Origin of the sequence: Xylanimonas ulmi, from assembly GCF_004216535.1 — a bacterium.
GTDB lineage: Bacteria > Actinomycetota > Actinomycetes > Actinomycetales > Cellulomonadaceae > Xylanimonas > Xylanimonas ulmi.
The window spans coordinates 3092435-3114715 of the sequence record NZ_SGWX01000001.1 but is presented as its reverse complement, the minus strand read 5'-3'; the positions used below and the strand labels follow the sequence as shown (position 1 = coordinate 3114715).

The following is a 22281-nucleotide window of genomic DNA, read 5'->3' as shown; positions in this document are numbered from 1 at the left end:
TGGCCGGGTGGTGGGGCCGGGTTACGCCTGGTCGCGCGACGCGACCCGCCGACGGCGCAGGGCGAGCTCGGTGACGACCGTGGCCAGCAGCAGCGCCGCGCACACGGCGGCGAACACCGCCAGGGTGTGCAGGCCCGCGGTGTCGGCGGCGTCGCGGTAGGCCGACGCCGTCGCGGCCGACGACGTCAGCGCCCCCAGGTACATGAAGGTGCGGAACAGGCCTGAGGCCGCGCCGATCTGCGCGGGCGTGGCCTGGTCGTACAGCGCGTTCTGGTTGGCCAGGCCGTTGAGGGCCTGCGGCAGGCCGAACACGGCCATGATCACGCACAGCACGACCACCGGCGTCGACCCGTGGACCGCGAGCAGCGCCACGCACGCGATGAGCTGCAGGGCCGAGCCCACGAGCAGGCGGCCCAGCACGCCACGCTGTTTGCGGGTCACCGCGGTGCCGACCATCGCGGTGGCGAACATCGGCAGCAGGATGAGGCCGGTCTGCGAGGGCGTGAGCCCGCGGCCGTGCTCGAGCCACTGCGGCAGCCCGTAGATCACCGAGTACATGACGACGCCGGTCAGCAACTGCCGCGCGTAGGTGATCAGCAGTGGGCGGTTCTGGCCGAGCACGCGCACGTCGAGGAACGGGTCGGGGGCGCGCAGCTCGCGCAGGGCGAACCCGGCTCCGGCCGCTGCGGCGACCACGAGCAGCCAGGCGCGGGCCACCGACGGCGCCATGAGGAAGAGCATGAGCGCGACCAGCGCGGCCGAGAACAGCCCGATGCCGGCCAGGTCCCAGTGTCGCCGCGGCGTCGCCGCCGGCGCCGGGAGGCCCGACGGCGTGAGGCCCGACGGCGTGAGGCCCGGTGGCGTTGCGCCCGTCGGGGTGTGGCCCGCAGCCGGGCCCGACGCGGCGCGCGGCTCGCGCGGCAGGTACAGCGCGCCGAGCGCCAGGCACGCGGCGGCGAACGGCACGTTGACGGTGAACACCGCGCGCCAGCCGCCGAGGTCGACCAGGAGCCCGCCGAGCGACGGGCCGATGACGGCGATCACCTGGTTGGCGAACGACAGCGCCGCCAGCAGGCTCGCGGGTGAGGACAGGCCTGTGCGCGCCGACTCGCGCTTGATGAGCGACATCGACGCGGGATACCCCGCACAGGTGCCGAGCCCGATGAGCACGCGCGCGGCGACCAGCACGCCCAGGTGCGGGGCGAACGCCCCGAGCAGGCCGCCGACCCCGACCATCGCGGCGCCGATGAGGTAGAGGCGCCGCGGGCCGTAGGCGTCCACGAGCCGGCCCGTGACGGGCTGCCCGACGGCGCAGGCGAGGTAGAGCGCGCTGACGAGCCACGCCGTCTGCGAGGGGGGTGCACCGAACGCGACGCCGATGGGGATGAGCGCGACCGACAGCAGTGAGGTGTTGAGCGGGTTGAGCACCGAGCCCAGCACCATGGGGGCCACGAGGCGGCGCGGGAAGCGCGCGTCGGCCGGGCCAGGGACGGGGCCCGGTGCGGGGGCGGGCGTCGTAGCGGTGTGGTCGGTCGTCATGGTGTGGTTCGTGGTCACCGTGTGGTTCGTGGTCACTGGGTGATCCGTTCGAGCAGCGCGAAGGCCTCGGCCAACGTGCGCAGTTCGGCCTGGTCGAGATTCGCGCGCAGCGTCTCGGCCAGCCACTCGGCGCGGGCCGCGACGTCGCCGTCGAACGCCTCGCGCCCGGCCGGGGTCAGGCGCAGGAGTTGGCGGCGGCCGTCGTCGGGGTCGGCTGCACGGGTGACGAGCCCGCGCTCCTCCAGCGCGGCGACCGTGGCCGCCATCGACTGGGGGCGCACGTGCTCCAGGGTCGCCAGGGCGCTCGCGGTGGCGGCCTCGCCCTTGCCGAGCCGCGTGAGCACGGCGGCCTGTGACGGGCTGAGCGCGTCGCTGGCGGCGACGGCGCGCATGCGGCGGCGCAGGCGTGCGAACACCGTGCGCACGTCGCGGGCGACGTCCGTGGGATCGAGGGGAATGGTTGTGTCAGGCATCGGAAACAACAGTAGGACTGTTCAGTCTCCCTGTCGAATTGCGCTCGCTCCCGAACCTGCCGCCGGTGGTGGCTCAGGCGCCGCCGCGCGGGCGGACGGGCCGGTCGATGAGGCGCGACATCACCACGGACGTCCGCGTCCGCTCGACGCGCCCGGTCGAGCGGATGCGCTCGACCGACTCCTCGATGCCCGCCATCGACGCGGCCATGACGTGCACGATCGCGTCGGCGTCGCCCGTGATCGTCGCGACGCCGACAACCTCCGGGATGCCGCCCAGCTCACGCTGGAGTTCGGCGGGGGAGACGTTGCCGCGACAGAAGATCTCGATGTACGCCTCGATGTCCCAGCCCAGCGCGTGCGGATCGACGATCGCCGCGAAGCCCGAGATCTCGCCCCGGGCGCGCATCAGGTCGACGCGCCGCTTGACCGCAGGGGCCGACAGGCCGACGGCGGCGCCGATCTCCTGGAACGTCGCGCGGCCGTCACGCAGCAGGAGCCCGACGATGCGACGGTTGAGGTCGTCCACAGCGTCAGCGTACGAGCAGAATCCGCATCAAGGTGCTGTCTGAGCGAGGATCAGGACGACAAACGGCCGTTTGAACGCAACAAACCGGGGTTCGGAGCGCAACGCCCCATCCGTAGAGTCAACGCCATGAGGACCAGCGACCTGCGCGCGCGCCCGGCGCTGCCCGGCGTCGGCCTGGCTCGCACCCTGCGGCCCGGCGGACGCACGGCGCGCCCGCGCACGTTCCTCATGTGCCCGCCCACCCACTTCGACGTCGTCTACGAGATCAACCCGTGGATGGACCGCACGGTCCCCGTCGACGCCGCGCGCGCCCTCGCGCAGTGGCGGGCGCTGCGCGAGGCGTACGAGCGCCACGGACACACCGTCCACGTCATCGACCCCGAGCCTGGCCTGCCCGACATGGTCTACGCCGCGAACGGCGGCGTCGTCGTCGACGGCGTCGCGCTCGCCGCGCGGTTCCTGCACGCCCAGCGGCGGGCGGAGGGCGCCGCCTACGCCCGGTGGTTCGACGCCGCGGCGCGCGCCGGCGTCCTGGGACCCGGCGGCGCCGCGCTCGGGCAGGCCGACGAGGTCGACGAGGGCGAGGGTGACCTGCTGCTGGCCGGGCCGTTGCTGCTCGCGGGCGCCGGGATGCGCACGACGCGCGCCGCGCACCGTGAGCTCGACCGCCGCCTCGGGCTCGCCGCGCGCGGAGTCACGCTGGTCACGCTCGACCTGGTCGACCCGCGCTACTACCACCTCGACACGGCGCTCGCGGTCCTCGACGACGGGCGCGACGACGGGCGCGACGACGCGCCGCCGCTCATCGCGTACCTCCCCGAGGCGTTCGCGCCGAAGTCGCGCGAGACGCTGCGCGACCTGTTCCCCGACGCGATCCTCGCCGACGCCGCCGACGCCGCGGCCTTCGGGCTCAACGCCGTGAGCGACGGGCTGCACGTCTACCTCGACGCCGCCGCGACGGGCATGCGCGCCAAGGTGCGTGAGCGCGGGTTCGAGCCCGTGGGCGTCGAGTTCGACGAGCTGCGTAAGGGCGGCGGCTCGGTCAAGTGCTGCACGCTCACGCTGCGCCCCGCGCTGGTTGAGCCTGTCGAAACCACCGCGCCCCGCGTGGGGGTGGTTTCGACAGGCTCAACCACCGGGGCCGCCGCTGGATTGGAGGTCTGAGATGACACGTGTGCCGTGCCTCGACGTGCCCGCGACCGCCGCTTGGGTCGCCCGGCGCGGCCCTGAGCGCGTCATCGCCGAGCTCACCGACGCCCTCGAACGCGACTTCCGTCGCTGGCCCGAGCTGGAGACGCGCCCACGCGTCGCCTCGCACTCGCGCGACGGCGTCATCGAGCTCATGCCCGCCTCGGACGCCACGACCTTCGGCTTCAAGCTCGTCAACGGCCACCCGCTCAACCCCTCACGCGGCTACCAGACAGTCACGGCGCTCGGCATGCTCGTCGACGTCCACAACGGCTACCCGTCGTTCCTCGCCGAGATGACGATCCTCACCGCGCTGCGCACCGCGGCGACGTCGGCGCTCGCGGCCCGCTGCCTCGCCCCGCGCGGCGCGCGCACGCTCGCCCTGATCGGCTGCGGGGCCCAGGCCGAGTTCCAGGCGCTGGGCATGCGCGCCGAGCTCGGCGTCGAGCGCCTGCGCCTGTACGACGTCGACCCGGCCGCGACCGCGAAGGTGGCGCGCAACGCCACCGCGCTGGGCTTCGACGTCACGCCCTGCGACGACCCCGGCCAGGCGGCGCGCGGCGCCGACGTCGTGACCACCTGCACGGCCGACAAGCGCAACGCCACGGTGCTGCTCGACCGCGACGTCGCCGACGGCCAGCACCTCAACGCCATCGGCGGCGACTGCCCGGGCAAGACCGAACTGGAGCCTGCCACACTGCGGCGGGCGAGCGTCGTCGTCGTCGAGCACGAGGAGCAGACGCGCGTCGAGGGCGAGATCCAGAACCTGCCGCCCGGCTTCCCGGTCACGGAGCTGTGGCGGATCGTGCGGGGCGAGGCGCCGGGCCGGCGCGACGCGGGCGAGCTGACGGTCTTCGACTCGGTCGGGTTTGGCGTCGAGGACCTCACGACGCTGCGGTTCGTGCGCGAGGACCTGCTGGGGCAGGGCCGGGCGCCCGACCCGCTGCTCGCGTGGCTTGATCTCGTGGCCGAGCCATCGGACCCCAAGGACCTGTTCTCGCTGGTCGCAGCCGCAGACCGCGCTCCGCTCACCGCCGCGTCGGCGGCTTCGGCCTGAGTCCGCGCTGACCGCCCACGGGTAGGAGATCCGGCGCGCGGATGGCATCATGGCGCCCGCGGCGGCCCCCGACGGCGTCGCGTGAGCGAGGGCGGAGGACGGTGGCCACGATCGAGGGCGATGGGCCGCGCACGGTGGACGAGGCTCTTGTCGCGATGCGCGCGGCGGCGCCCGGCCACGGTCCGGGCGATCCCGGCACGGCCGACCCCGACCTGGTGCGCGCCGCGCTGGCGAGCCTCGGGGACGAGGAGCAGCGCCTGTTGTGGCTGCGGCACATCGACCACGCCGACGACGCCGCGATCGCGGCGGTCCTGAGCCTGCCGGTCGCCGCCATCGGGCGTCGGCTCCGGCGCGCCGAGAACGCGCTGAGCACGAGCATCGCGGCCGCGCACGCCCGCGCGACCTCGCCGCACGCCCCACAGGCCTGCTCGGCGACGCGGTCGCGGCTCGACGACTACCTGCGCCACCGCCTGCCCGTCCGCTCCCGGCACGTGCTCGAGGAGCACCTGTTCGGCTGCCAGGGCTGCATGCGCGCCCTCATCGACGTGCGGCAGTCCGCCTGGGCGCTGCGCGACGCCGCGCCCGCGCTGCTCGCCGGCACGGCCGGCCTCGCGGCCGCCGGACCGGTGGTCGTGGGCGCCGGACCGGTCGTCCTGGGCGCCGCCGCGGCGGGCGCGAGCGGTGGGTGGGGCGCACTGCTGGGCGCCGTCGGCGCCGTCGTCGGGCGAGCGCGTGACCGCGCGGGCGACGCGTTGCGCGAGCTGACCGGCGCGGGGACGCGAGCGACCGCCGTGGTGGGGTCAGCCGCGGGCGTGGTGGTGGTCGGGGCGGTCGTCGCGGCGGCCTTGGCGCTCAGCGGCCAGAGCGCCGACGCCGACGCCGCGGCGGGCGCGTCGCTGGACGGTGGGGTGGGCGCCAGTCGGAGCGCCGACGCCGATCCTGGCGCTGACCCTGCCGCGGACCCTGCCGCAGACTCGGGCGCGGACGGCGCGGACGGCGCGGACCTCAGCGCCGACCTCGGTGTGACGGCGGACGAGTCGACGGCGCGCACGTGGCCTGCGCCCACCCCGACGCCTCGGGCGGGCGCTGACCCGGGCTCGCGGTCAGCCTCGGCCCTCGACTCGCGCGGGCGGGCCGACGGCGCAGACGCGGCGGCGGCCTCTCCCGCGGGGGACTCTCCGGCGGCGGGTTCCCCAGCACACGAGGCGCCGGGCGAGCCCGACGCGCCGGGTGGGGCGGCACCCACGCCGATCCCGACGCCCACGCCGAGCCCGACGTCCACGCCCAGCCCGACGCCGACGCCGACGGCGAGCCCGACGCCGACGCCGACGGCGAGCCCGAGGCCCACGCCGCCGTCGGACACGCCGTCGACCTCCACCCCCACCCCGACGCCTCCGCCCGATCCGGTCACGGCCTCGACGCTGACCGTCGTCGTCCCGTCCGGCGACTGCGCGGCGCCTGGCCGCGACCGACTGACCGTCTACGCGGTCACGGCCCCCGGCGTCGGGACGGGCCGCGGGGACGCGCTCACCACGGCCGACGCCACGCTCGACGCCGGTCAGCGCGCCGATCTGGCGAGGCACGGGGTGCTCGTGTGGACCGCTCCGGTGGGCGTGTGGGGCGTCGAGCGGGGCTCGTGGCTGGTGTCGAGCGTCGCGTGCGCCGAGCGGGAGGTCACCTTCGCCCTCACCGACCCGGCGCCGCAGGGGACCACCGCGACGCTGTCGCCGCTGCTCGGCGGACGGTGAGGATCGCGGGCTACCCGCGGGTCAGGAGCGTGAGCACCTCGTAGTGGCGGGTCTGCGGGAACATGTCGAGCAGCCGGGCTCGCTCGGGCCGCAGCGAGGGCATGCGCTCCAGGTCCCGCGCGAGCGTCACGGCGTTGCAGCTCGAATAGAGCACCCAGCGCGCCGACGACGCCTCCAGCCAGTCCGCCAGCTCGGGCCCGACCCCGCGCCGGGGCGGGTTGACGATGACGAGCTCGGGCGCGTCGCCCGGCGCGGCGGCGAGCGCGTACGCCGTCGCGTCGCCCGCGGCGAACCGCACCCCGGCCATCGCCGCGGCCCCCTCGGGCGACGCGCCGAGCTCGGCGCGCGTGAGCTCGGCGCTCGCCACCGCCTCGGCGCTGAGCTCGACGCCCATGACCTGCCGTCCGGGCGCCGCGCACGTCAGCGCGAACCCGCCGACGCCGCAGTACAGGTCCCACAGGCTCGCGGGCGCCGCGTCGTCGACCCATGCGCGCGCCTGGCGGTACAGCGCGGCGGCGACGGCGGTGTTGGTCTGGAAGAACGACTGCGTGCGCAGGTGCAGGGTCAACTCGCCCGCCGCGCCCGGCAGCGTCATGGGCAGGGTCTCGCGCTCGGTCAGCACGATCTCGCGCTCGCCCTCCAGCACGGCCTTGTGCTCGGGCTGGAGGTTGACGCTGAGCACCGCCAGACTCGGCAGCGCCTCGCGCAGCCACGGCAGGTGCTTGCGCACCCGCGCGACCGGCTCCTGCGAGCGCAGCACCAGGCGCACCATCAGCTCGCCCGCGGGCGAGACCGTGACCAGCAGGTGCTTGAGCTCGCCGCGTCGGGCGGCGTCGCGCGGTGTGACGCGCCCGCGTGCCGGCGTCAGGTCGTAGGGCTGCAGCCGCGCGCGGGTGACGAGCTCGGCCAGCGGACCGAACGCCGCCTGCAGCGTGGGCGGGTAGAGCGGGCAGTCGGTCAGGTCGACGCCGCCCGCCTCGCCCGAGGGCAGCGCCCCGAGGATGCCGATGACCGGGTGCTCGACGCTGCCCGTGACCACCATCTTGGCCTTGTTGCGGAACCCGCCCTCGGCGCTCGTCACAGGCGCCAGCCACGCGACGTCACGCGCGCGGGCGCCCAGCACGGGGGCGAGCAGGTCGCGCACGTGCCGCTCCTTGTCGGCCACCTGCGTCGGGTAGGCGACGTCGAGCAGCGTGCACGAGCGGCAGCGCCCGGCGTCGAAGTGGTGGCACTGCACCGAGCCATTCTCGCCGATACCGTGGGCGGGCAGGAGGCCACGATGACCCGCTATCCGCTGATCGCGCAGGTGGTGCTCGACACGACCGACGTGCGCGGGCTCGCCGAGTTCTACCGACGGCTGTTCGGTCTGGAGTACCGCGCGGGCGATGAGCCCCCGCCCGAGGGCCGTGACGACGACGCGGACTGGCTCGTGCTGCGCAACCCGGCCGGGCCACAACTCGCGTTCCAGCAGGTCGACGCGCTGGCGAGGTCCACGTGGCCCGCGCCCGACGTGCCGCAGCAACTCCACCTCGACTCCACCGTGCCCGACGTCGCCGCGCTCGACGAGCAGACCGAGCGGGCGATCGCGCTGGGCGCTGCTGTTCGATCAGTCGGACGATGCCGCCGAGCCCCTGCGGGTGCTCGCCGACCCGGCCGGGCACCCGTTCTGCCTCTTCGTGGCGTAGCGGCGCGACGGCGTCGGCGCGCGCAGGGCCGGCGGGCGCAGGGCCGGCGGGGGGCAGGGCCGGCGGGGGGCAGGGCCGGCGGCGTCAGTCCGGCAGCGACGCGACGGCCTCGATCTCGACGAGCGCGCCCGGCACGGCGAGCCCGGCGACCAGGAGCGCGGTGACCGCTGTGCGCCGTGCCCCCCACGCCTCGACGGCCGCGTCGTACGCCTCGCGCGGGGTGACGCGCTGGTCCAGGTAGATGGTGAGCTTGACGACGTCGTCGGGCGTGGCCCCGGCCGCCGCGAGCACCGCGCGGACGTTCGCGATCGCCTGGGCGACCTGGGCGACGACGCCGCTGGCCATGGCCCCGCGGGCGTCGACGCCGTTCTGACCGCTCACGTACAGCGTGCGGCCTGATGGGGCGATCGAGCCCTGCGCGAACGCGGGGCTGTGATAGAGCGACGCGGGATCGACGCGTTCGATCACGAGGGACCTCCATGCCGGGACGGATCGCAGGCCATCTCACATGACGGTATTGCGCACGCGTGCGCCGCGCCGCACGAACGCGCACCTCACTGCGCCGGGAACCCCTCGGCGATCTCGCGCAGCCGCGCGACGTAGGCGGGCCGGTCGTCCTCGGCTGTCCACAGGTTGGAGTGCGCCTTGCCCACCCCGGCCTGGCCGTCGACGCCCTCGCGCACGATGTCGGCGTGCCCGGCGTGGCGGTGCAGCTCGGCGAGCAGGTGGACCAGCACGAGGTGGAGGTCGACGTCGGCGCGCTCGGCGGGCCACCACGGCACGCGGCCGGGGGAGTCGAGGTCGAGCGCGGCGATGGTGGCGTCGCCGTGCGCCCAGGCGCGGCGGTACAGGTCGATGAGCCACGCGGCCGACTCGTCGCGGGTGGCGTACAGGTCCTCCTCGGCGATCTCGGGCGTCTTCGGGTCGACCCAGGATCGCAGCCAGGGAATCTCGTCGAGGTCGGGCCAGGGCCGGTCGAAGGTGTAGCCGAGGTAGCCCACCTCGACGGCGACGCAGTGCTTGATCAGCCCGAGCAGGTTGGTGCCGGTCGCGGTGCGCGGCAGGCGCAGGTCACGCTCGGACAGGCCCTCGGCCTTCCACACGAGCGCGTCGCGGGCGCGTTGGAGGTAGTCCTGCAGAGCGTGCTTCGGGTCGAGGCGTGGCGTCATGCGCCCACCGTGCCACCGCGCTCGGCTCCAGCGCGACCCCCATCGCGAACCTCAGAGCGATTCTCAGCGCGACTCGCCACCTGCTCAGGGCGCGGGGCGCCGGTGGAGCAGCGCGGGCGCCGCGACGGCGACGAGCGTGAGGACCGCCCCGATATAGGTCGCCGGTCCCGGCGGGTCGACGCCCGGGGTGACGACGTCGAGCAGCAGGGCGCCGACGACCTGGCCCGCGATCATGCCCAGGCCCAGCAGCAGCACGCCGATGCGGTGCACGATCGCCGCCGAGATCGCGATGAACGCGATGCCCAGGACCCCGCCGGCGTAGAGCCACGGCTCGGACGGGAGCGTGCCGCGCGGGGGGCCCTGGACGAGGAGCGAGATGACGAGCGCGACCGCGAGCACGGCCGTGCCGACGAGGAAGTTGAGGAACGTCGCCGCGCAGACGCCGGGCGCCGCGCCGCCGGGGGCGTCGCTCGCCACGGCCCGCACACGTCCGTTGACCGCCTGCTGCCACGAGGAGCCCGCGCCCGCCAGCAGGGGCAGCAGCGCGAGCCCGAGGGCTCCCGGCGCGCTCAGCGAGCCCGACACCGAGACCGCGACCGCGGCCACGGTGAGCACCGGACCGAGCGCGCGGCCCACGGTGATCAGGCGCACGCCCCCGGGGCCGAGGCCGAGGCGGTCCACGACGAGCGAGCTGACCGACTGACCGGCCACGATCGCGACGATGAACACCGCGACGCCGAGCGTCCCGACGGTCAGGCCCTGGGTCGCGACGAAGAACCCGCCCGCCGCGCCGCCCACACACTCCCACCAGCGCAGTCGCGGCGCCACGCCGCCCAGACCGTGGCCGGCGCCGGGCTCGCCGCGCAGGCCACGGACCACGCGCCGCAGCGCGGCGCGGGCGCCGGGCCACAGCGCGAGCGCGAGCGTGAGCACGAGCAGGCCGGAGCCGAACGAGATGACGGCCGCCTCGAAGCCCGAGCCGATGCGGTCCGCGAGCGTGCCGTTGACGCGTGATTGGGTGGCCGCGCCGACCCCTGCGAGGACGGCGAGGGTGACGCCGAGCACCGGTGGTCGCTCGCGCGCAGCGGTGCTCCGCCGGGACGTCGGGTCATCAGCCATGACCGGAGTCTAGAAAGCGACGCCCATCGAGGACATCGTGACCGAATCGCAACATAGTGGGTCATCTCGTGTTTGGCCAGCAATGACGCCGATTTCCCACCCATTGAGACGTCCGCGGTGGCGCCCTGTGCGCCGAGCGTGGTTCAAGGCGCACCCGTGTCGGGCGTAAGTTGCTCGCGCCGATTCGTTCGGTTTGTTAACAGACGGTTAAGCGGCGGCTCATCAAGCCCCCAAGAGCCAGACAGAGGTTGGAATGCCCCGGTGTGACCAGGTCCTTGGGCGGAGCGCCTGATGGTGCGGTTCCTCGCGCGTCGCGTCCTCAACTACGTCGTGATGCTGTTCCTCGCGACGTCGCTCACGTACTTTCTGGCGTCGTTCTTCATGGATCCGCGCTCGAACTACCTTGCGCGCAACCCCCGCCCGCCGATGGCGTCGATCAACGCCTCGCTCACCGCGGCGAACATCAACGACCAGACGCCGCTCCTGGAGCGGTACTGGACGTGGCTGACCAATATCGTGCTGCACTGGAACTGGGGCCTGAGCCCCACCCAGGAGCCCGTGGCCGGCGCCATCGCGACCCGCATCGGCGCCTCGGTCCAGCTCGTCACGCTCGCCACGGTGCTTGGCATCGTCATCGGCGTCGGCCTCGGCGTGCACACCGCGATCCGCCAGTACCAGTGGCAGGACCGCGTGTTCGGCGGCATCTCGACGTTCTTCCTGGTGGTGCCGACGGCGGTGCTCGCGCTGTTCGTCGTGATCGGGGCGATCTACCTCAACAAGGCGCTCGGCTTCCGCCTCTTCTACGTCACGGGGTTGCACAGCTACGACGGGAACAACTGGTTGCTCAAGCTCAGTGACCTGGGCCAGCACCTGATCTTGCCCACCATCGTGCTGACGGTCATCACCGCCGTCACCTACCACCTGACCCAGCGCACCTACCTGCTCGACACGATGAACGCCGACTACGTGCGCACGGCCCGCGCCAAGGGCCTGCCGCTCAACGTCGCGATCCGCAAGCACGCGCTGCGCACCTCGCTCATCCCGACGACGGTCATGGTCGCGTTCTCGATCGCGGGCGTGTTCACGGGCGCGGTCATCACCGAGACGATGTTCGCGATCAACGGCCTGGGCAAGTACTTCATCACAACGCTCGTGCAGAACGACATCAACGGCTCCGTCGCGATCGCGGCCTTCGGCGGCGCGTGCACGCTCGTCGGCGCACTGGCCGCCGACGTCGCCGTGTCGTGGCTCGACCCGCGCGTGCGGATCAGCTGAGGGGGAGCCATGGCGAACTCAGAACTCGTCGTCACCGCCGCCACGGCCGCAGAGGTCGTCGCGGACGAACAAGGCGGCGGACTGCGCCGCACCGGCCGCTTCGCGCTCATCGCGCGGCGTTTCGCCCGACGGCGCTCGGCCGTCGCCGGCCTGGTGCTGCTGGCGCTGCTCATCCTCTTCGCCGTCTTCGGCCCGATGATCGGGCAGTGGCGCTTCGACGAGCCCGACTTCCTCGCGCTCGCCCAGGCGCCCAGCGCCGAGCACTGGTTCGGCACCACGACCGGCGGCTCCGACGTCTTCGCGCTCGTGGCCCGGGGGCTGGGCCGGTCGCTGCTCATCGGCATCCTGTCGTCGGTCGCGATCACGTTCGTCGCGGCGCTGATCGGCACCACCATCGCGTTCTTCGAGGGCTGGGTCGAGCGCGTCGGCATGTGGATCCTCGACATGCTGCTGGTCATCCCCTCGTTCCTGCTCATCGCGATGATCACGCGCAGCGCATCGGGCACGGGCGGCTGGCTGACGCTGACGCTGGCGCTGACGGCGTTCGGGTGGATCGGATACGCGCGTGTGCTGCGCACGCTGACCCTGTCGCTGCGCGAGCTCGACTACGTGCACGCGGCGCGCTACATGGGCGTGCGGTCGTTCACGATCATCCGGCGGCACCTGGTGCCCAACCTGGGCTCGGTGCTCATCATCCAGACGGTGCTGGGCGTCGTCGGCGCGGTCAACTCCGAGACGGCGCTGTCGTTCCTCGGGCTGGGCGTCAAGGCGCCCGACACGTCGCTCGGCACGATCCTGCAGGCCGGGCAGTCGGTCGTGCTGACCTCGCCGTGGGTGCTGATCGCGCCGTCGGTCTTCCTGGTCGCCCTGACCTACTCGATGCAGCTCATCGGTGACGGCCTGCGCGACGCCATCGACCCCTACTCGCGCTCGGGAGGCAAGGCGTGAAGCGGCAAGGCGTGATGAGGCAGGACGCGGTCGCCGACGCGGCGACGGCGAACCGGCACATCCTCGACCCCCTGGGCGCGGCGTCCGAGGCGGTGCTGTCGGTGCGGGACCTGCACGTCAGCTTCGCCTCAGAGGCCGGGACGGTCCGTGCGGTGCGCGGAGTCTCCTTCGACCTGCTGCCCGGGCGCACGCTCGGCATCGTCGGCGAGTCCGGGTCCGGAAAGTCGGTCACGTCGCTCGCCGTCATGGGCCTGCTCGACCGCAACGCGCGCACCACCGGTTCGATCCGGCTCAAGGGCCGCGAACTGCTCGGCCTGTCCGAGGTCGAGCTGTCCAAGCATCGCGGCAACGACATGGCGATGGTCTTCCAGGACCCGCTGTCGGCCCTGACCCCGGTGTTCTCGATCGGCGACCAGCTCGCCGAGGCGCTCGACCTGCACCAGGACCTGAGCCGCAAGCAGGTGCGCGAGCGCTCGATCGAGCTGCTCGACCTGGTAGGCATCCCCAACCCGGCCGAACGCCTCAAGTCGTTCCCGCACCAGTTCTCGGGCGGCATGCGCCAGCGCGTCATGATCGCCATCGCGATCGCGAACGACCCTGACGTGATCATCGCCGACGAGCCCACCACGGCCCTGGACGTCACCATCCAGGCCCAGGTGCTCGACGTGCTCAAGAAGGCCCAGCGTGAGACGGGCGCCGCCGTCGTCATGATCACCCACGACCTCGGGGTGGTCGCCGGCGTCGCCGACGACGTCCTGGTCATGTACGCGGGCCGCCCCGTGGAGAAGGCGCCGGTCCTGGACCTGTACGCGCGCCCCGCGATGCCGTACACCATGGGCCTGCTGGGCGCGGTGCCGCGGCCCGACCGCGGTGAGAACCGCCGTCTGGTGCCGATCCAGGGCTCCCCGCCCTCGCTCGTCGACCTGCCCGTCGGGTGCCCGTTCGCGGCGCGCTGCCCGCTCGCAGAGGACCGCTGCCGCACCGCCGAGCCGCCGCTCGCGCGGGTCGCCGGCCGCGAGGACCAGCTCGCCGCGTGCGTGCGCGCCGACGAGATCGCCGAGCGCGGCCTGACCTACGACGACGTCTACTCCGTCGAGGAGGCCGCCGCCTCGACGCTGGCCGACGTCCCGCGCGCCGAGCGCGCCACGGTTCTTGAGGTCACCGACCTCAAGAAGCACTTCCCGCTGACCAAGGGCGGCCTCATGCGCCGCCGCGTCGGCACGGTCAAGGCCGTCGACGGCGTCACGTTCGACGTGCGCGAGGGCGAGACGCTCGCGCTGGTCGGCGAGTCCGGGTCGGGCAAGACGACGACGCTGCTGGAGATCATGAAGCTCGCCGTGCCGCAGGGCGGCACGATCTCGGTGCTCGGCAAGAACCTCGACCACCTGCCGCGCGCCGAGCGCGCCGCGCTGCGCCGCGAGCTGCAGATCGTGTTCCAGGACCCGATGAGCTCGCTCGACCCGCGCCTGCCGGTCTACGACATCCTCGCCGAGCCGTTGATGGTGCACCGCTGGTCCAAGGAGCGCATCAACGAGCGCATCGCCGAGCTGATGCGCCTGGTCGGGCTCAACCCTGACCACGTCGACCGCTTCCCGGCGCAGTTCTCGGGCGGGCAGCGTCAGCGCATCGCCATCGCGCGAGCCCTGGCCGTGCGCCCGCGGCTGGTGGTGCTCGACGAGCCCGTCTCGGCTCTCGACGTGTCGATCCAGGCCGGCGTCATCAACCTGCTGGAGGACCTGCAGGCGAAACTCGGCGTCGCGTTCCTCTTTGTGGCACACGACCTGTCGGTCATCCGGCACATCTCCGCGCGCGTCGCGGTCATGTACCTGGGCCAGGTCGTGGAGCAGGGCGACACGGAGGCGGTCTTCACCGCCCCGCGTCACCCCTACACCCAAGCTCTCCTGTCCGCGGTTCCGCTGCCCGACCCGGAGCTCGAGCGCACTCGCACGCGCATCGTGCTCACGGGCGACCAGCCCAGCCCGGCACAGGAGATCGCCGGCTGCCGGTTCGCCGGCCGCTGCCAGGTGCGGGCGCTCCTGCCCGCCGACCAGCAGCGGCGCTGCGACACCGAACTGCCGGTGCTGTCCACGACGGCAGGAGGCGACCACGCCGCCGCCTGCCACTTTCCGCTGTCCCTGAACACCTTGGACAAAGAGGAGAACCGATGAAGAGCTTCCAGAAGACGGGGGCCCGCGCGGCCGTCGTCGTGACTGCGCTGGCGCTCGCGCTCTCGGCGTGCGGCTCCGGTGGCGACAACAGCGCCGACAACGGCGAGCACGACGCCACCGCGAAGCAGCCGCTCGCCGGGTTCGACGCCAAGACCATGGGCGCCGACTACCCGATGCCCGAGGACGGCGTCGCCTACGACAACCCGCAGGACCGCGACGCGCTCCAGCAGGGCGGCACGCTGACCCTGGCCACGACCGAGGTCGGGCCGAACTGGAACTCGTTCTCGACCGACGGCAACACCGCCTACATGGCGCAGTTCTGGACGTACTACCAGCCGCAGCTGTGGGACTACGACGTGTCGGGCAACCCGACGCCGAACCCCGACTACCTGACCAACGTCGAGGTCACGTCCGAAGACCCGCTCGTCGTCACCTACGACATCAACGAGAAGGCCACCTGGAACGACGGCACGCCGATCGACTGGACGGCCTTCGAGGCCACCTGGAAGACGCAGTCGGGCAAGACCGAGGGCTACAACCCGCCGTCGACCTCCGGCTACGACCAGGTCGCCTCGGTGACCGAGGGTGACAACGCCAAGCAGGCCGTCGTCACGTTTGAGACGCCGTTCTACCCCTACCAGTTCCTGTTCGCGAACATCGAGCACCCGGCGGCGGTCGACGTGGCGACGTTCACCGAGGGCTGGGTCAACAACCCGCACAACGAGTGGGCCGCGGGCCCGTTCAAGGTCGACTCGTTCGACGACACGCAGGCCACCTTCGTGCCGAACGAGAAGTGGTGGGGCACCAAGCCGCTGCTCGACAAGGTCACCTTCAAGGTGATGGACTCCTCCGCCTCGATCAACGCCTTCCAGAACGGTGAGATCGACGCGACCGGCGTCTCCGCGGCCGACCGCCTCAAGGTCGCCCAGGGCATGGACAACGTGCAGATCCGCGTCAACACCGCGACGTCGTCGGGTGTCGTGACCCTCAACACCAAGGCCGACTCGCTCAAGGACATCGCGGTGCGCAAGGCGCTGACGCAGTCCATCGACCGGACCAAGATCAACGAGATCGACTTCCAGGGCCTGAACTGGCAGGAGGAGCCGCTGGGCTCCGAGATCATGTTCCCGTTCCAGGACGGCTATGAGGACAACATGCCGGCCGACTCGGGTTACTCGGTCGAGGCCGCGGGCAAGACGCTCGAGGACGCGGGCTACACCAAGAACGACTCGACGGGCATCTACGAGAAGGACGGCACGCCCGTCTCGCTCAAGTACACCTTCTTCGGTGACTCGCCGACGCAGACCGCGATCGCCAACGCCATCCAGGCGATGGGCAAGGCGTCCGGCATCGACGTCCAGCTCGACAACCAGGACCCCTCGAAGTTCAGCGACGTCGTGCTGGGCGGTCAGTACGAGGTGCTGATCATGGCGTGGTCGGCCTCCGACCCGTACGGCTACTCGACCTCAGGCTGCCAGCTCTACTGCTCGGACTCGGACTCGAACTTCACCTACATCGGTGACCCCGAGGCTGACGAGGGCTTCAAGAAGGCCGGCCAGATCGAGGACACCGCGGCCGCGATCAAGCAGCTCAACGAGGCCGAGAAGAAGGCCCTCGCGCTGTACGGCACCTTCCCGCTGAACAACGGCCCGGTCATGCTGGCCGTCAAGAAGGGCCTGGCCAACTACGGCGGCTCCTCGATCGCGTCGTCGAGCGGCTTCAAGGCGATCAACCCCCACGTCGAGAACGTCGGCTGGGAGAAGTGACCTCGGCTCACTGAGCCTCGCAGCGACCCGGCCTCGCCGGGCCCTCCTGTGACCGAACGGGACCCTGACGGTCCGCTGTCCTCAGCGGTCCGTCAGGGTCCCGTTCAGGTTTCACCCGGGTTGCTTGCAGCCAGAACCCCCGAGTTGCGGTGGACGTGGTGACGCGGGCCACTATCGTGGGCGCCGCGGAACGGGGAGGAATCGCCCGTTCCGTCAGACACACCCCAGTGGCAAGGAGGCCCCTGTGCGCACGTCAGAGCACGTCGAACTGGTCCGTACCGATCCGGACCAGCCACCCGTCGCCATCGTCGACAGACGACCCATGACCCCCCGCAAGAAGATCGTCTTCGCGGTCATCGCGCTGGTCGCGGCCGTCGCGTGGGCGCTCATCGCCGTCCTGCGCGGCGAGGACGTCGACGCGGCCTACTTCGTGCTGGCCGCCGTCGGCACGTACGTCATCGCCTACCGCTTCTACGCGCGGCTCGTGGAGTACAAGGTGGTGCGCCCGCGCGACGACCGCGCGACGCCCGCCGAGCAGCACGAGAACGGTCATGACTTCGCCCCGACCGACCGCCGGGTGCTGTTCGGCCACCACTTCGCCGCGATCGCGGGCGCCGGCCCGCTCGTCGGCCCCGTGCTCGCCGCGCAGATGGGCTACCTGCCCGGGACGCTGTGGATCATCATCGGCGGCGTGCTCGCCGGCGCCGTGCAGGACTACCTGGTGCTGTGGCTCTCGACGCGACGCAAGGGCCGGTCCCTGGGTCAGATGATCCGCGACGAGCTGGGCTCGGTCGGCGGCGCCGCGGGCCTCATCGGCGTGTTCGTCATCATGATCATCATCATCGCCGTGCTCGCGCTGGTCGTGGTCAACGCCCTCGCCGAGTCGCCGTGGGGCGTGTTCTCGGTCGGCATGACCATCCCGATCGCGCTGTTCATGGGCGTCTACCTGCGCTACCTGCGCCCCGGCCGGGTCGCCGAGGTGTCCGTCATCGGCGTCGTGCTGCTGGTGCTCGCGATCATCGCGGGCGGTTGGGTCGCCGGCACGACGTGGGGCGCCGAGATCTTCACGCTCGACAAGACCACGATCGCGTGGCTCATCGTCGGCTACGGGTTCCTCGCCTCGGTGCTGCCCGTGTGGCTGCTGCTCGCCCCGCGCGACTACCTGTCGACGTTCATGAAGGTCGGCACCATCATCCTGCTCGCCGTCGGTGTGCTCGTCGCGCAGCCCGTCGTGCAGGCGCCCGCGGTCTCGCAGTTCGCGCACACGGGCACCGGCCCGGCGTTCGCCGGCTCGCTGTTCCCGTTCCTGTTCATCACCATCGCCTGCGGCGCCCTGTCGGGCTTCCACGCCCTGATCTCGTCCGGCACCTCGCCCAAGCTGGTCGAGAAGGAGAGCCAGCTGCGCCTCATCGGCTACGGCGGCATGCTCACCGAGTCGTTCGTGGCGATCATGGCGCTGGTCACCGCCGTGTCGATCGACCAGCACCTGTACTTCACGCTCAACGCGGGCGCCAACCTCACGGGCGGCACCCCCGAGACGGCGGCCGAGTACGTCAACTCGCTGCCGCTGGCGGGCGGCACGGCGATCACGCCCGAGGCGATCGCGGCCGCGGCCGAGAGCGTCGGCGAGGAGTCGATCATCTCGCGCACCGGCGGCGCGCCGACGCTCGCGTTCGGCATGGCCGAGATCCTGCACTCGTTCCTCGGCGGCGCCGGGCTCAAGGCGTTCTGGTACCACTTCGCGATCATGTTCGAGGCGCTGTTCATCCTCACCACGGTCGACGCCGGCACGCGCGTCGCGCGCTTCATGCTCACCGACACCCTGGGCAACCTGGGCGGCGGCCTCAAGCGGTTCCGCGACCCGTCGTGGCGCCTGGGCGCGTGGATCGCGTCGATCGTGGTGTGCGGCCTGTGGGGCGCCATCCTGCTCATGGGCGTGACCGACCCGCTGGGCGGCATCAACACGCTGTTCCCGCTGTTCGGCATCGCCAACCAGCTCCTGGCCGCCATGGCGCTGTCGCTCGTGACCGTCGTCGTCATCAAGAAGGGCTACCTCAAGTGGGCGTGGATTCCCGCGCTGCCGCTCGTGTGGGACCTCGCGGTGACCATGACGGCCTCGTGGCAGAAGATCTTCAGCGACGTCCCGGCGCTGGGCTTCTGGGCGCAGCACAACGCGTTCCGCCGGGCGCGTGAGGCGGGCGAGACGTCGTTCGGCACGGCCAAGACCCCCGAGGCGATGGACGCCGTCATCCGCAACACCGCGGTGCAGGGCACGCTCTCGGTGGTGTTCGCGCTGCTCGTGCTCGTGGTCGCCGCCGTCGCGGTGTGGGTCAGCGTGCGGGCGATCCGCGCGGGCGGCCTGCCGACGACGGAGGAGCCCGACGCGCCGTCGCACCGGTTCGCGCCGAGCAGCCTCGTCATGACCGACCTCGAGAAGCAGGTCGCCGCCCAGTGGGCCGCCTACGACGCCGAGCGCGGCGGCGAGCGCGTGACGACGTCGTCCCACTGAGCGTGATCATGGGACGAGGCCGCAAGACACGCTGAGGGACACGGGGGCTGACGGGATGGAGAGCGTGAGACGCGCATGGCGCGCCCTGGCGTGGTACGTCAAGGGTGTGCTGGGGGAGAGCGACTACCAGCGGTACGTCGCCCACCTGCGCCGCCACCACCCGTCGGCCCCCGTGCCGAGCGTGAGCGAGTACTGGCGCGCTCGGTACGCCGACCAGGACGCCAACCCCGGCGCCCGCTGCTGCTGACCGGCGCCCCGGTGGTTGAGCCTGTCGAAACCACCTGTTCCGTGATGGGGTGGTTTCGACAGGCTCAACCACCGGACGGTCAGGTCAGGTGGTCGTGGGCGCCCTCGGTCCACTCCCGATGCCGCCGCGCCGAGCGGATCACCACGTCGCGGGCGTCGCGCGGGATCACACCGTCGAAGTTGTTGTAGAGCCGCTCGAACGAGAACCGGCCCACATGCGCCGCGACCCGCTCGGCGACCCGGCCCGACAGCGGGATGCGGTTCGGATAGCTGCGCATGAAGCTCACCGACACGCGATCGGGGTTGGCGAAGATCGTGTCCCCGCTCAACAGCACCCCACGCCCGCCGGCGCCGCCGGCCCAGTGCGCGACCGCCGAGCCGGGAAAGTGCCCTCCCGGCTGGGTGAGGGTGACCCCCGGCAGCACCTCGCGCTCGCCCTCCCAGTCCACGATCTCCTCGCCCGGGCGGGCCACCCAGTCGAGGTCGGCGCGGGCGACCAGCACGGGCAGGGCGCGCCCCGCCCCGGGGCGAAGCCGCCGCGCCCACTCCACCTGCACCCCGAACATGTGCGGGTGGCTGGCCACCACCGCGACGACGCCGGCCGGACCCGCCAGTTCACGCACACGCGCCACGGCGGCGTCGTCCACGAAGGCGGGCGGGTCCCACAGCAGCGCCCCGTCAGGCGTGACGAGCAGCTTGGCCTGCTGCCCGATGCCGACGACGGCGGGCTCGACCGTGAGCCCCCACAGCCCCGGCTCCAGCGGGGCGAACGCGACGCCGGCGCCCGCGGCGGCGAGGTCGTCGAGCGTGGTCCAGAGTTGGCCGTCGACGGGGACCCACTGCCGCTCGTCGGCGCAGATGGCGCACACACGCGGGCGGTCGGCGTGCTCGACGCCGCACGTGGCGCAGATCCAGAAACGCATGACGACCTCCAGCGGTGGGGGCGGCCCGGGCGTGGTGACGCCACCAGCCTGTACCCCTCACGTGGGCCCGGCCAGGCCGCGGCTCAGGCGAAGCCGATGTGACGCCGTCGCGGCCGTGCTGGCTACGCTGGTCCGGTGGCCCGACATGGCCGCTCCGGCGGCCTGACCTTCGAGCTCGTGCCCGACGACGACGCGGACGGCCCGGGTCCCGTCCTCGCGCTCGCAGCGCCCGACCCGACCCCGCCCTCGATCCCGCCTTCGATGCTGACCACGGCGGTGCGCCGCGCGCTCGGGTGGCTGCGGAGCCGCAGCCGCCCCCAACTCGTCGCCGGCGGCGTCGTGCTCGCCCTGGCGGTCGGCGCCGCGGGCGCCGCGGCGGTGCTGCGCGACCGGGAGCGCGAGGCCACGCTGCGCGCCGCTCCGGGCGGCGTCGCCGACCTGTCGCAGCCGATCCACGAGCGCTGGTCGTCCACCATCGGCGGCGAGGAGGCCGGCGCCGGGCTCTGGCCGATCGCGGCGCTCGGCGACGTCGTCGTGCTCGCCGAGACCCGAGGCGATCTGGACGGGCCGCCGTCGCTCGCGGCGCGCGACGGACGCGAGTCCCGCACGGTGCTGCACGGCCTCGACCTCGACACCGGGGCGGAGCGCTGGCAGGCGCCGCTCGACGCGGAGGCGTCGTGCGGGACGGGGCCCGGAGACCTGGGCCAGTCGCGCCTGACGATCGGGCGGGTCACGCAGGTGGTGTGCGTCGTCGGAGCAGGGCAGGACGCGACCGTGGCCGTCGTCGACGCGGACGGCCAGGTCACCACACGCGTCCCGGACGGACTCGACGAGCACACGACGCTCCTGCCCGGCCCGCGCGGGACGCTGGTGCGCGTGCGCCAGCTCGGCGATCCCCCCGAGGGCGTCGAGTTGGTGGTGGACACGGCCATGGGCTGGCGGCTCAACCACGAGTTCCAGCCGCCCGACGTCCAGGTCAGCGCCGAGGACGCCCTGACGGGCGAGGCCCGCTGGGACACCCGCATCGAGGCCGACGTCGTGGACGAGGGCTCCAACTGGTGGTCGTGCACCACCTGGGACGGGGCGGGCGAGCCGCGGTTCGACGGTCGCACGGTGGCGGCGAGCACGGCCGACCAGGGCATGCGCCTGTGGATGTGCGGCGTGGACGTGGTGCTGACGGCGTCGGGGCGCGTCGCGCACCAACACCCGGTGGGCGAGGCGTCCTTCGCCGGGATGCTGATGGTCTCGGCCCTGACCGACGGGGGTCTGGGCATCTCCGTGTCCGCGGACGGCGGCTGGGACGGCCGGACGTCCTCGACCGTCGTCGTCGGTGACGACGGCGGTGAGGTCATGCGCCTGCCCGGGGGAGTGCTCGACCCATGGGCGACCGACGGCACGGGCGGCGTCGTCGTCGGCGGCGAGGGGGCGCAAGGCGCCGGCGTGATCGTCATGCGCGACGCCACGAGCCTGATCGGCGTCGGAGCGGACGGCGCGCAGCGGTGGGCAGTGCCCGACCGCCCGCGCAGCGAGGGGGCGCTGGTGCGCGCCGCCGGCGTGATGCTGCTGGCGGGGGGATCGGGCGAGATGTGGGCCGTCGACCTGGGCACGGGTGAGACGCGGTGGACCGCGCCCCTGCCCGGCGTGCCCGGGTCCGGCGGGACCTGGGGGTACGCGCGCGGCGCCTGGACAGACGGCACGGTCGCCGTGCTGCGCACGCCCGGCGCCGCCGACGGGGCGGAGCCGACCGCGTGGACGGCCTACGACCTGCGCACGGGCGCCGTCGTGTGGCGGCTCGACGGCGCCGACGCCGACGCCCTCGTGCCGTCCCAGAGCGAGTGCGCCGCGGTCGCGGGGCGGCTGCTGTGCTCGGACGGGAGCACGCTGGTGCGCGTCGCCTGAGGGCGCGCTCTCCGCGCGCAGGGGGGCGCCGTGCGTGGTGAGG

At 73.0% G+C, this 22281-nt stretch carries 19 protein-coding genes; 11 read left to right on the top strand and 8 right to left on the bottom strand.

The annotated features are described in order from the left end of the window. Positions 1 to 21 precede the first annotated feature (21 nt). The 3 genes from EV386_RS14385 to EV386_RS14375 all read right to left on the bottom strand — a co-directional run bounded on the left by EV386_RS14385 (position 22) and on the right by EV386_RS14375 (position 2538). A complete protein-coding gene (locus EV386_RS14385; protein ID WP_207216543.1) occupies positions 22 to 1575 on the bottom strand; it encodes an MFS transporter in 1554 nt (517 codons plus the stop codon). Then, complete coding sequence (locus tag EV386_RS14380; RefSeq protein WP_130416038.1) at positions 1572 to 2012, bottom strand: MarR family winged helix-turn-helix transcriptional regulator; 441 nt, start codon at positions 2010 to 2012, stop codon at positions 1572 to 1574. The genes EV386_RS14385 and EV386_RS14380 overlap by 4 nt, the downstream gene beginning before the upstream one ends. Positions 2013 to 2085: 73 nt before the next feature. Then, positions 2086 to 2538: an Lrp/AsnC family transcriptional regulator gene (locus tag EV386_RS14375; RefSeq protein ID WP_130416037.1), complete on the bottom strand. Its 453-nt coding sequence runs from the start codon at positions 2536 to 2538 to the stop codon at positions 2086 to 2088. A gap of 126 nt (positions 2539 to 2664) precedes the next feature. Here EV386_RS14375 and ddaH point away from each other — a divergent pair, with 126 nt between their 5' ends. From ddaH to EV386_RS14360, 3 genes are all read left to right on the top strand, one after another. Continuing rightward, on the top strand, positions 2665 to 3702 hold the full coding sequence (gene ddaH / locus EV386_RS14370) for a dimethylargininase (RefSeq protein ID WP_130416036.1): 1038 nt from the start codon (positions 2665 to 2667) through the stop codon (positions 3700 to 3702). 1 nt (position 3703) lies between these two features. After that, on the top strand, positions 3704 to 4783 hold the full coding sequence (locus tag EV386_RS14365; RefSeq protein ID WP_130416035.1) for an ornithine cyclodeaminase: 1080 nt from the start codon (positions 3704 to 3706) through the stop codon (positions 4781 to 4783). A 101-nt stretch (positions 4784 to 4884) separates the two neighbouring features. After that, on the top strand, positions 4885 to 6531 hold the full coding sequence (locus EV386_RS14360) for a zf-HC2 domain-containing protein (RefSeq protein ID WP_165399947.1): 1647 nt from the start codon (positions 4885 to 4887) through the stop codon (positions 6529 to 6531). Positions 6532 to 6541: 10 nt separating this feature from the next. Here EV386_RS14360 and rlmC read toward each other — a convergent pair whose 3' ends face one another. Continuing rightward, positions 6542 to 7768, bottom strand: a complete 1227-nt coding sequence (rlmC, locus tag EV386_RS14355; protein WP_130416033.1) for a 23S rRNA (uracil(747)-C(5))-methyltransferase RlmC — start codon at positions 7766 to 7768, stop codon at positions 6542 to 6544. Positions 7769 to 7810: 42 nt separating this feature from the next. Here rlmC and EV386_RS14350 point away from each other — a divergent pair, with 42 nt between their 5' ends. Next, the gene (locus tag EV386_RS14350) at positions 7811 to 8380 is read left to right on the top strand and encodes a VOC family protein (RefSeq protein WP_423218980.1); all 570 of its coding nucleotides are present in this window, start codon (positions 7811 to 7813) and stop codon (positions 8378 to 8380) included. On the opposite strand, the gene EV386_RS14345 is transcribed toward EV386_RS14350, so the two are convergent. The 3 genes from EV386_RS14345 to EV386_RS14335 all read right to left on the bottom strand — a co-directional run bounded on the left by EV386_RS14345 (position 8301) and on the right by EV386_RS14335 (position 10504). Beyond that, the gene (locus tag EV386_RS14345; protein WP_130416032.1) at positions 8301 to 8684 is read right to left on the bottom strand and encodes a RidA family protein; all 384 of its coding nucleotides are present in this window, start codon (positions 8682 to 8684) and stop codon (positions 8301 to 8303) included. The genes EV386_RS14350 and EV386_RS14345 overlap by 80 nt on opposite strands. Positions 8685 to 8770: 86 nt before the next feature. Further along, positions 8771 to 9385 carry a DinB family protein gene (locus EV386_RS14340; RefSeq protein WP_130416031.1) on the bottom strand — a complete coding sequence of 205 codons (615 nt, stop codon included), beginning with the start codon at positions 9383 to 9385 and terminating at the stop codon, positions 8771 to 8773. Between the two features lie 84 nt (positions 9386 to 9469). After that, positions 9470 to 10504: a DMT family transporter gene (locus EV386_RS14335; protein ID WP_130416030.1), complete on the bottom strand. Its 1035-nt coding sequence runs from the start codon at positions 10502 to 10504 to the stop codon at positions 9470 to 9472. Between the two features lie 291 nt (positions 10505 to 10795). Here EV386_RS14335 and EV386_RS14330 point away from each other — a divergent pair, with 291 nt between their 5' ends. From EV386_RS14330 to EV386_RS14305, 6 genes are all read left to right on the top strand, one after another. Then, positions 10796 to 11779, top strand: coding sequence for an ABC transporter permease (locus tag EV386_RS14330; RefSeq protein ID WP_130416029.1), 984 nt, complete (start codon positions 10796 to 10798; stop codon positions 11777 to 11779). Positions 11780 to 11788: 9 nt separating this feature from the next. Continuing rightward, positions 11789 to 12727, top strand: a complete 939-nt coding sequence (locus tag EV386_RS14325) for an ABC transporter permease (RefSeq protein ID WP_130416028.1) — start codon at positions 11789 to 11791, stop codon at positions 12725 to 12727. Positions 12728 to 12741: 14 nt separating this feature from the next. Further along, the gene (locus tag EV386_RS14320; protein ID WP_130416027.1) at positions 12742 to 14895 is read left to right on the top strand and encodes an ABC transporter ATP-binding protein; all 2154 of its coding nucleotides are present in this window, start codon (positions 12742 to 12744) and stop codon (positions 14893 to 14895) included. Continuing rightward, positions 14892 to 16661, top strand: a complete 1770-nt coding sequence (locus EV386_RS14315; protein ID WP_130416026.1) for an ABC transporter family substrate-binding protein — start codon at positions 14892 to 14894, stop codon at positions 16659 to 16661. Before EV386_RS14320 ends, EV386_RS14315 begins: the two co-directional genes overlap by 4 nt. Before the next feature lie 322 nt (positions 16662 to 16983). Then, positions 16984 to 19170, top strand: a complete 2187-nt coding sequence (locus tag EV386_RS14310; RefSeq protein WP_130416025.1) for a carbon starvation CstA family protein — start codon at positions 16984 to 16986, stop codon at positions 19168 to 19170. Positions 19171 to 19225: 55 nt separating this feature from the next. Next, entirely contained in the window at positions 19226 to 19417 is a 192-nt protein-coding gene (locus EV386_RS14305) for a YbdD/YjiX family protein (protein ID WP_130416024.1), read from the top strand. A gap of 79 nt (positions 19418 to 19496) precedes the next feature. Here the strand turns inward: EV386_RS14305 and EV386_RS14300 are convergent, their stop codons facing one another. Next, the gene (locus EV386_RS14300; RefSeq protein ID WP_130416023.1) at positions 19497 to 20339 is read right to left on the bottom strand and encodes an MBL fold metallo-hydrolase; all 843 of its coding nucleotides are present in this window, start codon (positions 20337 to 20339) and stop codon (positions 19497 to 19499) included. A 135-nt stretch (positions 20340 to 20474) separates the two neighbouring features. On the opposite strand from EV386_RS14300, the gene EV386_RS14295 reads away from it, so the two are divergent. Then, a complete protein-coding gene (locus EV386_RS14295) occupies positions 20475 to 22238 on the top strand; it encodes a hypothetical protein (protein WP_130416022.1) in 1764 nt (587 codons plus the stop codon). Positions 22239 to 22281: the final 43 nt, after the last annotated feature.